Annotated in this window: 10 protein-coding genes and 4 pseudogenes; 13 read left to right on the top strand and 1 reads right to left on the bottom strand. The window is 37.1% G+C overall.

Annotation, left to right across the window (positions count from 1 at the left end; translation table 11 throughout):
- The first annotated feature begins 148 nt into the window (after positions 1–148).
- Both ACIY19_RS10120 and erm(B) read left to right on the top strand, forming a co-directional pair.
- Positions 149–232: a 23S rRNA methyltransferase attenuation leader peptide gene (locus ACIY19_RS10120; RefSeq protein ID WP_050233080.1), complete on the top strand. Its 84-nt coding sequence runs from the start codon at positions 149–151 to the stop codon at positions 230–232.
- Positions 233–356: 124 nt separating this feature from the next.
- Positions 357–1,094 (top strand): 23S rRNA (adenine(2058)-N(6))-methyltransferase Erm(B), encoded by a 738-nt coding sequence (erm(B), locus tag ACIY19_RS10115; RefSeq protein WP_001038795.1) that lies wholly within the window; start codon positions 357–359, stop codon positions 1,092–1,094.
- A gap of 256 nt (positions 1,095–1,350) precedes the next feature.
- Here erm(B) and ACIY19_RS10110 read toward each other — a convergent pair whose 3' ends face one another.
- Positions 1,351–2,598: an ISL3 family transposase gene (locus ACIY19_RS10110; RefSeq protein ID WP_000019067.1), complete on the bottom strand. Its 1,248-nt coding sequence runs from the start codon at positions 2,596–2,598 to the stop codon at positions 1,351–1,353.
- A gap of 179 nt (positions 2,599–2,777) precedes the next feature.
- Between ACIY19_RS10110 and ACIY19_RS10105 the strand changes: the two genes are divergently transcribed.
- From ACIY19_RS10105 to aac(6')-Ie, 11 genes and pseudogenes are all read left to right on the top strand, one after another.
- Positions 2,778–2,999, top strand: coding sequence for a hypothetical protein (locus ACIY19_RS10105; protein ID WP_001009056.1), 222 nt, complete (start codon positions 2,778–2,780; stop codon positions 2,997–2,999).
- A gap of 116 nt (positions 3,000–3,115) precedes the next feature.
- Entirely contained in the window at positions 3,116–3,613 is a 498-nt protein-coding gene (locus ACIY19_RS10100; RefSeq protein WP_000342539.1) for an antirestriction protein ArdA, read from the top strand.
- Between the two features lie 88 nt (positions 3,614–3,701).
- Positions 3,702–4,093, top strand: a pseudogene (locus ACIY19_RS10095) (conjugal transfer protein).
- Complete coding sequence (locus ACIY19_RS10090; protein WP_056955031.1) at positions 4,077–6,524, top strand: ATP-binding protein; 2,448 nt, start codon at positions 4,077–4,079, stop codon at positions 6,522–6,524. Before ACIY19_RS10095 ends, ACIY19_RS10090 begins: the two are co-directional and overlap by 17 nt.
- A gap of 2 nt (positions 6,525–6,526) precedes the next feature.
- A complete protein-coding gene (locus ACIY19_RS10085; RefSeq protein WP_409003330.1) occupies positions 6,527–8,704 on the top strand; it encodes a CD3337/EF1877 family mobilome membrane protein in 2,178 nt (725 codons plus the stop codon).
- A complete protein-coding gene (locus tag ACIY19_RS10080) occupies positions 8,701–9,702 on the top strand; it encodes a lysozyme family protein (protein ID WP_000769868.1) in 1,002 nt (333 codons plus the stop codon). The genes ACIY19_RS10085 and ACIY19_RS10080 overlap by 4 nt, the downstream gene beginning before the upstream one ends.
- Positions 9,699–10,634: a conjugal transfer protein gene (locus ACIY19_RS10075; RefSeq protein WP_001224320.1), complete on the top strand. Its 936-nt coding sequence runs from the start codon at positions 9,699–9,701 to the stop codon at positions 10,632–10,634. The genes ACIY19_RS10080 and ACIY19_RS10075 overlap by 4 nt, the downstream gene beginning before the upstream one ends.
- Positions 10,635–10,947: 313 nt before the next feature.
- Positions 10,948–10,995: pseudogene (locus ACIY19_RS10070) on the top strand (hypothetical protein); the annotation flags it as partial.
- A 15-nt stretch (positions 10,996–11,010) separates the two neighbouring features.
- Complete coding sequence (tet(M), locus tag ACIY19_RS10065; protein WP_409003329.1) at positions 11,011–12,930, top strand: tetracycline resistance ribosomal protection protein Tet(M); 1,920 nt, start codon at positions 11,011–11,013, stop codon at positions 12,928–12,930.
- A gap of 188 nt (positions 12,931–13,118) precedes the next feature.
- Positions 13,119–13,277: pseudogene (locus ACIY19_RS10060) on the top strand (GNAT family N-acetyltransferase); the annotation flags it as partial.
- A pseudogene (aac(6')-Ie, locus tag ACIY19_RS10055) lies at positions 13,278–14,294 on the top strand (aminoglycoside N-acetyltransferase AAC(6')-Ie); the annotation flags it as partial.
- Positions 14,295–14,367 lie beyond the last annotated feature (73 nt).

Genomic DNA, 14,367 nt, shown 5'->3' with positions numbered 1-14,367 from the left:
ATCAAAAAAGAAAGGACGAAATTTGTCCTTTCTCGAGCTTAGCTTTTCATCAACCCACTACAGTTGACAAAGAGCCAAAATTTTGTATAATAGGAATTGAAGTTAAATTAGATGCTAAAAATTTGTAATTAAGAAGGAGGGATTCGTCATGTTGGTATTCCAAATGCGTAATGTAGATAAAACATCTACTGTTTTGAAACAGACTAAAAACAGTGATTACTCAGATAAATAAATACGTTAGATTAATTCCTACCAGTGACTAATCTTATGACTTTTTAAACAGATAACTAAAATTACAAACAAATCGTTTAACTTCTGTATTTGTTTATAGATGTAATCACTTCAGGAGAGATTACATGAACAAAAATATAAAATATTCTCAAAACTTTTTAACGAGTGAAAAAGTACTCAACCAAATAATAAAACAATTGAATTTAAAAGAAACCGATACCGTTTACGAAATTGGAACAGGTAAAGGGCATTTAACGACGAAACTGGCTAAAATAAGTAAACAGGTAACGTCTATTGAATTAGACAGTCATCTATTCAACTTATCGTCAGAAAAATTAAAACTGAATACTCGTGTCACTTTAATTCACCAAGATATTCTACAGTTTCAATTCCCTAACAAACAGAGGTATAAAATTGTTGGGAATATTCCTTACCATTTAAGCACACAAATTATTAAAAAAGTGGTTTTTGAAAGCCGTGCGTCTGACATCTATCTGATTGTTGAAGAAGGATTCTACAAGCGTACCTTGGATATTCACCGAACACTAGGGTTGCTCTTGCACACTCAAGTCTCGATTCAGCAATTGCTTAAGCTGCCAGCGGAATGCTTTCATCCTAAACCAAAAGTAAACAGTGTCTTAATAAAACTTACCCGCCATACCACAGATGTTCCAGATAAATATTGGAAGCTATATACGTACTTTGTTTCAAAATGGGTCAATCGAGAATATCGTCAACTGTTTACTAAAAATCAGTTTCATCAAGCAATGAAACACGCCAAAGTAAACAATTTAAGTACCATTACTTATGAGCAAGTATTGTCTATTTTTAATAGTTATCTATTATTTAACGGGAGGAAATAATTCTATGAGTCGCTTTTTTAAATTTGGAAAGTTACACGTTACTAAAGGGAATGGAGATAAATTATTAGATATACTACTGACAGCTTCCAAGAAGCTAAAGAGGTCCCTAGCGCCTACGGGGAATTTGTATCGATAAGGGGTACAAATTCCCACTAAGCGCTCGGGACCCCTTGTAGGAAAATGTCCTAAGTGGGATATCTGTCAACTGGTATGGTTGACTAAAAATACTTCCTACGAAAATGTAGGGGGTATTTTTTTACGAAAAAATACAATCGATTCTTAAAAAGAAAAATTTTTGATTGGCAAAACCATAACAAGTTCGTTTTAGGGTTTTGATTTTGCGATTGATGCCTTCTAAAGGACCATTAGAGTATTCAAATTTAGCGCTATTTAAGACATATTTTCTGTTTTGACGAAGGGTTTGAATAGCAGTATCCATTTCTGTATTGGTTTTTTGGTAGTCTAAGATGGTTGACTCTAGTAATTCACTATTGCGCTCGTTTAGGGCTTTCGTGATATCTTGGTAAGTTTGGTATACTTCAGCGAACTTGGAAAATTTACTAGTAATGAGATCAACAGCATTTTGGCGAGTCATATATTGTTTAACGCCGCGAAGAAAAACTACTTCTTCAGGGTGAAGATCTTCAGCTTTTTTATGGAATAGCTTCCAATGTGACTTCATAATTTTATATTCTTGGCTCTGTTTATCAAGTTGCTTTAGGATAGAGATACGACAATTGTCCAAAGCGCGACCAGCTAATTGTACAAGGTGGAAGCGATCAATAATGATATTGGCATTAGGGAAAAGGCGATAGATAAAACTTTGATATTGAGCATTTAAATCAATTACAACTGATTGAACGCATTCGCGTTCGGCTTTTGAATAACGACTTTCAAAATAATCAACAATGGTAGGTGATAGACGATCCTGTAACTTTGTGACAATTTGGTGGGTTTCAGCGTCACAACAGATAAAGGACATCACAGACTTAATTGAACGAAACTCGTCAAAACATAGATGCTTAGGCAACTTAGCCACACGATAGTGTGGTTCCATGCGCTCTAAGATTGTTCGACGAACACTGCTAGGAGAGCAGTGACACATTTCAGCAATAAGCTGACCAGATAAGCCTTTACGAGCTAAAAGCATGATTTGATTTTTGAGATCACTGGATAAGGTTTGATTTTCTTTGGTTAAATTAGTAATAGCACCAAAAGTAGTATGGCATGATTTACATTTATAGCGTTGTTTACGAAGCTCTAGTTCATATCTTCTCCCATTTAAACTTGCCAGTCGTACATGAGTTTTGCGAAAGCCATCCTTATTAACTGTGGGAAAGCCACAGTTACGACAACGATTAATCGGATAAGAAAGAGTAGCTGTTATTAGCGTTATATACTCTTTAACAGAATCGTTGTTGTGTTCAGCTTCTTCAACAGAAATAATTTTAATATTTTTATCTTTAATTCCAAGAATATTTAGGATAGAATCATTATGGGACATTTGTTTAACCTTCTTTCATGATTTTTGTGGTGAATTGATTGTATAACGAGGGGACAGCAAATGTCCTCTTTTTTGTATAAAAAAATCTGGCATGGAATCTCTATCCATACCAGAAAGTGTATACCCCAAAAAAATAACTCAAATACAAATTCATTGAATATAGAGAGGAGAACATTTTTATGAATTTTGGACAAAACCTTTATAACTGGTTTCTATCAAACGCTCAATCACTGGTGCTTTTAGCAATCGTTGTGATTGGCTTGTATCTTGGCTTCAAGCGTGAGTTTAGCAAACTGATTGGCTTTTTAATTATTGCGATTATTGCGGTTGGCTTAGTCTTCAACGCTGCTGGAGTAAAAGACATTTTACTAGAGCTATTCAATCGCATTATTGGTGCTTAAATAAAACCGTTCTTTTGTGGAATATAAGTGGTTTTCTTATGTTCCGCAAAGGAATGGTACACCAAACGAAGTGCGGTAGGGATTTTTGAATCTCTACAAAGAAAGGACGTGAATATATGGACGATATGCAAGTCTATATTGCGAATTTAGGCAAATACAATGAGGGCGAATTGGTCGGTGCGTGGTTTACCTTTCCCATTGACTTTGAGGAAGTCAAAGAGAAAATCGGCTTGAATGATGAATATGAGGAATACGCCATTCATGACTACGAGTTACCCTTTACGGTTGACGAATACACTTCCATTGGCGAACTCAATCGACTATGGGAAATGGTATCGGAATTACCCGAAGAATTACAATCGGAGCTATCTGCTCTGCTCACTCATTTTTCAAGCATTGAAGAACTAAGCGAACATCAAGAGGATATTATCATTCATTCCGATTGTGATGATATGTATGACGTGGCACGCTACTACATTGAAGAAACGGGTGCTTTAGGCGAAGTACCAGCTAGTCTTCAAAACTATATTGATTATCAAGCCTATGGTCGGGATTTAGACCTTTCAGGAACGTTTATCTCAACCAATCATGGGATTTTTGAAATCGTCTATTAAATCTGTCGGTACATTACTACTGGCAGATTTTCTATTTTACGGGGTGGCTCAATCAGCTACCCCTATTTTTTATGAAAGGATTGATTACATGAAGAAAATACGAAGCTATACCAGTATCTGGTCTGTGGAAAAGGTACTGTATTCTATCAATGATTTTAGACTTCCGTTTCCCATAACCTTTACGCAAATGACATGGTTTGTCGTGTCACTCTTTGCAGTGATGATACTTGGCAACTTGCCCCCTCTTTCTATGATAGAGGGAGCATTTCTCAAATACTTTGGGATTCCTGTGGCTTTCACATGGTTTATGTCTACAAAAACTTTTGATGGTAAAAAGCCTTATGGATTTTTGAAGTCTGTCATTGCTTATGCACTGCGACCAAAGCTGACCTATGCAGGAAAAAAGTAACGCTTGGCAGAAACCAGCCACAAGAAGCCATTACAGCAGTTAGGAGTGAATTTTATGGCATATCCAATTAAATACATTGAAAACAATCTCGTCTGGAATAAAGACGGGGAATGTTATGCTTACTATGAGCTTGTTCCTTACAATTACTCATTTCTAAGTCCAGAACAGAAAATACAAGTGCATGATTCTTTCAGACAGCTTATCGCACAAAATCGTGATGGCAAAATTCATGCTTTACAAATCAGTACAGAATCCAGCATACGTTCTGCACAAGAGCGTTCCAAAAATGAAGTCACTGGCAAGCTCAAAGCGGTTGCCTATGACAAAATCGACCAACAGACAGACGCTTTAATATCCATGATTGGCGAAAATCAAGTGAACTACCGTTTCTTTATCGGCTTTAAGTTGCTTCTCAACGATCAGGAGTTTTCTATGAAAAGTCTTACCGTTGAAGCAAAAAATGCTTTGTCTGATTTTGTCTATGATGTGAACCATAAGCTGATGGGCGATTTTGTTAGTATGAGTAATGATGAAATCCTGCGTTTTCAGAAGATGGAAAAGCTCTTAGAAAATAAAATCTCTCGTCGTTTCAAAATCCGCAGGTTAGATAAGGACGACTTCGGCTATCTGATTGAACACCTTTACGGACAGACAGGCACTGCCTATGAAGAGTATGAGTACCATCTATCAAAGAAAAAGCTGGATAATGAAACGCTGATTAAATACTATGACTTGATTAAGCCTACTCGCTGTTTGGTGGAAGAAAAACAGCGATATTTGAAAATCCAGCAGGAAGATGAAACCGTCTATGTAGCTTACTTTACCATTAACAGCATTGTCGGAGAACTGGACTTCCCGTCCTCTGAAATCTTCTACTACCAGCAACAGCAATTTACATTCCCGATTGATACGTCAATGAATGTGGAAATTGTAGCGAATCGTAAAGCCCTATCTACTGTCCGCAATAAAAAGAAAGAACTGAAAGACTTGGATAACCACGCTTGGCAAAGTGATAATGAAACCAGCTCCAATGTGGCGGAAGCTCTGGAAAGTGTGAATGAGCTGGAAACCAATTTAGACCAAAGCAAGGAATCTATGTACAAGCTGTCTTATGTGGTAAGGGTATCAGCAAATGATCTTGACGAACTCAAACGTCGTTGTAATGAAGTGAAAGATTTTTATGACGATTTAAGCGTAAAACTGGTACGACCATTTGGGGATATGCTCGGCTTACATGAAGAATTTTTACCTGCCAGCAAGCGTTATATGAATGATTATATTCAATACGTGACCTCTGATTTCCTCGCTGGTTTAGGTTTTGGTGCTACTCAAATGCTGGGGGAAAATGAGGGGATTTATGTTGGCTACAGCTTAGATACTGGACGCAATGTCTATCTGAAACCTGCTCTTGCCAGTCAAGGGGTTAAGGGTTCAGTAACCAATGCGTTAGCGTCGGCTTTTGTTGGTTCGCTGGGTGGTGGTAAATCCTTTGCGAATAACCTTATCGTCTATTATGCGGTGCTTTATGGGGCACAAGCAGTGATTGTAGACTCAAAAGCAGAACGTGGCAGATGGAAAGAAACCTTGCCAGAGATTTCCCATGAAATCAATATCGTCACTCTGACTTCTGATGAGAAAAACAAAGGCTTACTTGACCCTTATGTGATTATGAAAAATCCCAAAGATTCTGAATCACTGGCTATTGATATTCTGACATTCCTTACGGGGATTTCCTCTCGTGATGGGGAACGCTTCCCAATCCTTAGAAAAGCCATTCGTGCAGTAACCAATAGTGAAGTACGAGGGTTGATGAAAGTGATTGAGGAATTACGGGTTGAGAATACGCCACTAAGTACCAGTATAGCCGACCATATCGAAAGTTTTACAGACTATGACTTTGCACATTTATTATTCAGTAATGGTTATGTGGAGCAGTCTATCAGCTTAGAAAAACAACTGAACATTATACAGGTTGCGGACTTGGTACTTCCCGACAAGGAAACTTCCTTTGAGGAATATACCACTATGGAGCTTTTATCCGTTGCTATGCTGATTGTCATTAGTACCTTTGCTTTAGACTTTATCCATACAGACCGAAGCATTTTCAAGATTGTAGATTTAGACGAAGCATGGAGCTTTTTACAGGTAGCACAAGGAAAAACACTATCTATGAAGCTGGTTCGGGCTGGTCGTGCTATGAACGCTGGGGTATATTTCGTGACCCAAAATACAGACGACCTCTTAGATGAAAAACTGAAAAATAACCTCGGCTTAAAATTTGCATTTCGTTCCACTGACCTTAACGAGATTAAAAAGACCTTAGCCTTTTTTGGTGTAGACCCAGAGGACGAAAACAATCAGAAGCGATTGCGTGATTTGGAAAACGGGCAATGCCTTATCAGTGATTTATATGGTCGTGTCGGTGTGATACAGTTCCACCCTGTATTTGAAGAACTGCTCCATGCCTTTGATACCAGACCACCTGTGCGAAAAGAGGTGTAAATGTGAAACCATCAATAGTAAACAGAATAAAATCAAACTGGACGCTGAAACGTCTAGGTAAAGTGGCAATGACAGTGGCTTTCACACTTGTGATTGCCATTTTTCTTTTAGCCATGCTGGGAACGGTGGTTCAAGCTGCGGGCTTGGTAGATGATACGGTCAATGTGGCAAATGAATACAGCCGATACCCACTTGAAAACTATCAACTGGATTTTTATGTGGATAATAGCTGGGGCTGGCTTCCGTGGAACTGGTCGGACGGGATTGGAAAACAGGTCATGTATGGACTATATGCCATTACCAATTTTATTTGGACAATCAGTTTGTATGTTTCCAATGCGACAGGTTACTTAGTACAGGAAGCCTATTCCTTAGACTTCATTTCCGCTACAGCAGATTCCATTGGTAAGAATATGCAGACCTTAGCTGGTGTGAGTGCAAACGGATTTTCAACAGAGGGTTTCTATGTTGGATTCCTCTTACTCTTGATTTTGGTTCTTGGGGTTTATGTTGCCTATACGGGACTGATAAAGAGAGAAACCACAAAGGCAATTCATGCCATTATGAATTTTGTGCTGGTGTTTATCCTATCGGCTTCCTTTATTGCCTACGCTCCCGACTACATTAAAAAAATCAATGACTTTTCACCAGACATCAGTAATGCCAGTTTATCACTTGGCACGAAGATTGTCATGCCCCATTCCGATAGTCAAGGCAAGGACAGCGTGGACTTAATCAGAGATAGCCTGTTTTCCATACAGGTTCAGCAACCGTGGCTACTGCTTCAATACAACAGTTCAGACATTGAAAGTATCGGTATTGACCGTGTGGAAAGCCTGCTCTCCACCAGCCCAGATTCCAACAATGGCGAAGACAGAGAAAAAATTGTTGCGGAAGAAATTGAAGACAGAAGCAATACCAATCTAACCATTACAAAGACCATTAACCGTTTAGGTACAGTCTTCTTCCTATTTGTCTTCAATATTGGGATTTCCATATTTGTATTCCTATTAACAGGAATCATGATTTTCTCGCAGGTACTTTTTATCATCTATGCTATGTTTCTGCCTGTGAGCTTTATTTTAAGCATGATTCCATCATTTGATGGTATGTCAAAACGAGCCATAACAAAGCTCTTTAATACCATTTTGACACGAGCTGGAATCACATTGATTATTACGACAGCATTTAGTATTTCAACCATGCTCTATACCTTATCGGCTGGTTATCCGTTCTTTTTGATTGCTTTTCTACAGATTGTGACCTTTGCAGGAATCTACTTCAAGCTGGGCGATTTAATGAGTATGTTTTCTCTACAGAGTAACGATTCTCAAAGTGTGGGAAGTCGTGTGATGAGAAAACCTCGTATGCTTATGCACGCTCACATGCACCGTCTACAGCGGAAACTTGGACGTTCCATGACTACTCTAGGGGCTGGGTCTGCCATTGTTACAGGTAAAAAAGGACAGTCGGGTTCGGGGAGTTCTGCAAGGACACAAGCAGATCACTCCCGACCAGACGGAAAGGAAAAATCAACACTTGGAAAACGTATCGGTCAAACCATCGGTACAGTAGCTGATACCAAAGACAGAATGGTAGACACTGCTAGTGGTTTGAAAGAACAGGTTAAAGATTTGCCGACCAATGCAAGATATGCAGTATATCAAGGAAAATCCAAAGTAAAAGAGAATGTCCGTGATTTAACCAGTAGTATTTCTCAAACCAAAGCGGACAGAGCCAGTGGACGCAAGGAACAGCAGGAACAAAGGCGAAAAACCATTGCGAAGCGTCGCTCTGAAATGGAACAGGTCAAACAGAAAAAACAGCCTGCTTCTTCTGTTCATGAAAGACCGACTACAAGACAAGAACAATATCATGATGAACAGACCTCAAAACAGTCTAATATTCAGACTTCATATAAGGAATCTCAACAAGCCAAACAAGAGCGTCCAGCAGTTAAGTCCGATTTTTCAAGTCCAAAAGTGGAACGCCAAGGCAATACCGTTCAAGAAAAAACCGTTCAAAAGCCAGCAACTTCAACCACTACAGCAGATAGAACTTCACAACGTCCAATCACAAAAGAACGTCCGTCTACTGTTCAAAGAGTACCACTACAAAATACAAGAAGTAGACCACCAATCAAAACCGCCACCATTAAGAAAGTCGGTAAGAAACCATGAAGTTGAAAACTTTAGTGATTGGTGGTTCTGGATTATTCTTGATGGTCTTCTCACTGCTTCTGTTTGTTGCCATTTTATTTTCAGATGAACAGGACAGCGGAATTTCCAATATTCATTATGGAGGTGTGAATGTTTCCGCAGAAGTGCTGGCTCATAAGCCTATGGTAGAAAAATATGCCAAAGAATATGGCGTTGAAGAATATGTCAACATACTTCTTGCGATTATACAGGTGGAATCGGGCGGTACTGCGGAAGATGTTATGCAGTCCTCGGAATCCCTCGGTCTTCCACCTAATTCATTGAGTACAGAAGAATCCATTAAGCAAGGTGTGAAGTATTTCAGTGAATTATTAGCCAGTAGCGAAAGGCTCAGTGTAGATTTAGAATCGGTTATCCAGTCCTACAATTATGGTGGTGGTTTCTTAGGGTATGTGGCTAATCGTGGAAATAAATATACCTTTGAACTGGCTCAAAGTTTCTCAAAAGAGTATTCAGGTGGCGAAAAAGTGTCTTACCCCAATCCCATAGCCATACCTATCAATGGGGGCTGGCGATACAACTATGGCAATATGTTTTATGTGCAACTGGTAACGCAGTATCTTGTCACAACAGAGTTTGATGATGATACGGTACAAGCCATCATGGACGAAGCACTGAAATATGAGGGCTGGCGATACGTTTACGGTGGAGCTTCCCCGACTACTTCTTTTGATTGTAGCGGACTGACACAATGGACGTATGGAAAAGCTGGAATTAACTTACCACGAACCGCACAACAGCAATATGATGTGACCCAGCATATCCCACTATCGGAAGCACAAGCTGGCGATTTGGTTTTCTTTCATTCTACCTATAACGCTGGCTCTTATATTACTCATGTTGGGATATACCTTGGCAATAACCGTATGTTTCATGCAGGCGACCCAATCGGTTATGCCGACTTAACAAGCCCCTACTGGCAACAGCATTTAGTGGGAGCAGGACGAATCAAACAATGAGAAAGGAAGATTTAATGATGAAATTTAGAAAAAATCAGAATAAAGAAAAACAGATACCAAAGGAAAAGAAACCTCGTGTCTACTATAAGGTCAATCCTCATAAAAAGGTTGTGATTGCCTTGTGGGTACTTTTAGGGCTTAGTTTCAGCTTTGCGATATTCAAGCACTTTACAGCTATAGATACTCATACTATTCACGAAACAACTATCATAGAAAAGGAATACGTTGATACTCATCATGTAGAAAATTTTGTAGAGAACTTTGCGAAAGTCTACTATTCATGGGAGCAATCCGATAAGTCCATTGATAATCGAATGGAAAGTCTAAAAGGCTATCTGACAGATGAACTTCAAGCTCTCAATGTTGATACAGTACGCAAAGATATTCCTGTATCGTCTTCTGTAAGAGGATTTCAGATATGGACGGTAGAGCCAACTGGCGACAATGAGTTTAATGTAACCTACAGTGTAGACCAGCTCATTACAGAGGGAGAAAATACAAAGACCGTCCACTCTGCTTATATAGTGAGTGTCTATGTAGATGGTTCTGGAAATATGGTACTGGTTAAGAATCCGACCATTACCAACATACCTAAGAAATCAAGTTATAAACCAAAAGCCATTGAAAGTGAGGGGACGGTTGATTCCATTACAACCAATGAAATCAATGAGTTTTTAACGACGTTCTTCAAGCTCTATCCTACAGCGACAGCCAGTGAACTTTCCTACTATGTGAATGACGGGATATTAAAACCAATCGGAAAAGAGTACATCTTTCAAGAACTGGTAAATCCTATTCACAATCGTAAGGATAATCAAGTCACGGTATCGCTGACAGTGGAGTATATCGACCAGCAGACCAAAGCAACGCAGGTATCTCAATTTGATTTGGTACTTGAAAAGAACGGGAGTAATTGGAAGATTATAGAATAACAAATATTGGTACATTATTACAGCTATTTTGTAATCACGTACTCTCTTTGATAAAAAATTGGAGATTCCTTGACAAATATGCTCTTACGTGCTATTATTTAAGTATCTATTTAAAAGGAGTTAATAAATATGCGGCAAGGTATTCTTAAATAAACTGTCAATTTGATAGTGGGAACAAATAATTGGATGTCCTTTTTTAGGAGGGCTTAGTTTTTTGTACCCAGTTTAAGAATACCTTTATCATGTGATTCTAAAGTATCCAGAGAATATCTGTATGCTTTGTATACCTATGGTTATGCATAAAAATCCCAGTGATAAAAGTATTTATCACTGGGATTTTTATGCCCTTTTGGGTTTTTGAATGGAGGAAAATCACATGAAAATTATTAATATTGGAGTTTTAGCTCATGTTGATGCAGGAAAAACTACCTTAACAGAAAGCTTATTATATAACAGTGGAGCGATTACAGAATTAGGAAGCGTGGACAAAGGTACAACGAGGACGGATAATACGCTTTTAGAACGTCAGAGAGGAATTACAATTCAGACAGGAATAACCTCTTTTCAGTGGGAAAATACGAAGGTGAACATCATAGACACGCCAGGACATATGGATTTCTTAGCAGAAGTATATCGTTCATTATCAGTTTTAGATGGGGCAATTCTACTGATTTCTGCAAAAGATGGCGTACAAGCACAAACTCGTATATTATTTCATGCACTTAGGAAAATGGGGATTCCCACAATCTTTTTTATCAATAAGATTGACCAAAATGGAATTGATTTATCAACGGTTTATCAGGATATTAAAGAGAAACTTTCTGCCGAAATTGTAATCAAACAGAAGGTAGAACTGTATCCTAATATGTGTGTGACGAACTTTACCGAATCTGAACAATGGGATACGGTAATAGAGGGAAACGATGACCTTTTAGAGAAATATATGTCCGGTAAATCATTAGAAGCATTGGAACTCGAACAAGAGGAAAGCATAAGATTTCAGAATTGTTCTCTGTTCCCTGTTTATCACGGAAGTGCAAAAAACAATATAGGGATTGATAACCTTATAGAAGTGATTACGAATAAATTTTATTCATCAACACATCGAGGTCCGTCTGAACTTTGCGGAAATGTTTTCAAAATTGAATATACAAAAAAAAGACAACGTCTTGCATATATACGCCTTTATAGTGGCGTACTGCATTTGCGAGATTCGGTTAGAATATCGGAAAAGGAAAAAATAAAAATTACAGAAATGTATACTTCAATAAATGGTGAATTATGTAAAATCGATAAGGCTTATTCCGGGGAAATTGTTATTTTGCAGAATGAGTTTTTGAAGTTAAATAGTGTTCTTGGAGATACAAAACTATTGCCACAGAGAAAAAAGATTGAAAATCCGCACCCTCTACTACAAACAACTGTTGAACCGAGTAAACCTGAACAGAGAGAAATGTTGCTTGATGCCCTTTTGGAAATCTCAGATAGTGATCCGCTTCTACGATATTACGTGGATTCTACGACACATGAAATTATACTTTCTTTCTTAGGGAAAGTACAAATGGAAGTGATTAGTGCACTGTTGCAAGAAAAGTATCATGTGGAGATAGAACTAAAAGAGCCTACAGTCATTTATATGGAGAGACCGTTAAAAAATGCAGAATATACCATTCACATCGAAGTGCCGCCAAATCCTTTCTGGGCTTCCATTGGTTTATCTGTATCACCGCTTCCGTTGGGAAGTGGAATGCAGTATGAGAGCTCGGTTTCTCTTGGATACTTAAATCAATCGTTTCAAAATGCAGTTATGGAAGGGATACGCTATGGCTGTGAACAAGGATTGTATGGTTGGAATGTGACGGACTGTAAAATCTGTTTTAAGTATGGCTTATACTATAGCCCTGTTAGTACCCCAGCAGATTTTCGGATGCTTGCTCCTATTGTATTGGAACAAGTCTTAAAAAAAGCTGGAACAGAATTGTTAGAGCCATATCTTAGTTTTAAAATTTATGCGCCACAGGAATATCTTTCACGAGTATACAACGATGCTCCTAAATATTGTGCGAACATCGTAGACACTCAATTGAAAAATAATGAGGTCATTCTTAGTGGAGAAATCCCTGCTCGGTGTATTCAAGAATATCGTAGTGATTTAACTTTCTTTACAAATGGACGTAGTGTTTGTTTAACAGAGTTAAAAGGGTACCATGTTACTACCGGTGAACCTGTTTGCCAGCCCCGTCGTCCAAATAGTCGGATAGATAAAGTACGATATATGTTCAATAAAATAACTTAGTGTATTTTATGTTGTTATATAAATATGGTTTCTTGTTAAATAGATAAAGTCCGTATAATTGTGTAAAAGTAAAAAGGCCATATAACAGTCCTTTTACGGTACAATGTTTTTAACGACAAAAACATACCCAGGAGGACTTTTACATGACCCAAGTACATTTTACACTGAAAAGCGAAGAGATTCAAAGCATTATTGAATATTCTAAAGAGATTGGTTGTTCTGAAATGTTTTTAATAACTGATAAAGGTAATCCTAGAGCTTGCCATGTATATGAAAAATTAGGTGGTAAAAATGATTATAAAGATGAAATAGTATATGTATATGATTATGAAAAAGGTGATAAATAAATGAATATAGTTGAAAATGAAATATGTATAAGAACTTTAATAGATGATGATTTTCCTTTGATGTTAAAATGGTTAACTGATGAAAGAGTATTAGAATTTTATGGTGGTAGAGATAAAAAATATACATTAGAATCATTAAAAAAACATTATACAGAGCCTTGGGAAGATGAAGTTTTTAGAGTAATTATTGAATATAACAATGTTCCTATTGGATATGGACAAATATATAAAATGTATGATGAGTTATATACTGATTATCATTATCCAAAAACTGATGAGATAGTCTATGGTATGGATCAATTTATAGGAGAGCCAAATTATTGGAGTAAAGGAATTGGTACAAGATATATTAAATTGATTTTTGAATTTTTGAAAAAAGAAAGAAATGCTAATGCAGTTATTTTAGACCCTCATAAAAATAATCCAAGAGCAATAAGGGCATACCAAAAATCTGGTTTTAGAATTATTGAAGATTTGCCAGAACATGAATTACACGAGGGCAAAAAAGAAGATTGTTATTTAATGGAATATAGATATGATGATAATGCCACAAATGTTAAGGCAATGAAATATTTAATTGAGCATTACTTTGATAATTTCAAAGTAGATAGTATTGAAATAATCGGTAGTGGTTATGATAGTGTGGCATATTTAGTTAATAATGAATACATTTTTAAAACAAAATTTAGTACTAATAAGAAAAAAGGTTATGCAAAAGAAAAAGCAATATATAATTTTTTAAATACAAATTTAGAAACTAATGTAAAAATTCCTAATATTGAATATTCGTATATTAGTGATGAATTATCTATACTAGGTTATAAAGAAATTAAAGGAACTTTTTTAACACCAGAAATTTATTCTACTATGTCAGAAGAAGAACAAAATTTGTTAAAACGAGATATTGCCAGTTTTTTAAGACAAATGCACGGTTTAGATTATACAGATATTAGTGAATGTACTATTGATAATAAACAAAATGTATTAGAAGAGTATATATTGTTGCGTGAAACGATAAAGTCCGTATAATTGTGTAAAAGTAAAAAGGCCATATAACAGTCCTTTTACGGTACAATGTTTTTAACGACAA

The sequence above is a fragment of the Streptococcus sp. ST14 genome (genome assembly GCF_046098195.1).
Classification (GTDB): Bacteria; Bacillota; Bacilli; order Lactobacillales; family Streptococcaceae; genus Streptococcus.
The sequence above is the reverse complement of the archived record's forward strand: the minus strand, read 5'-3'. Positions and strand labels throughout refer to the sequence as shown.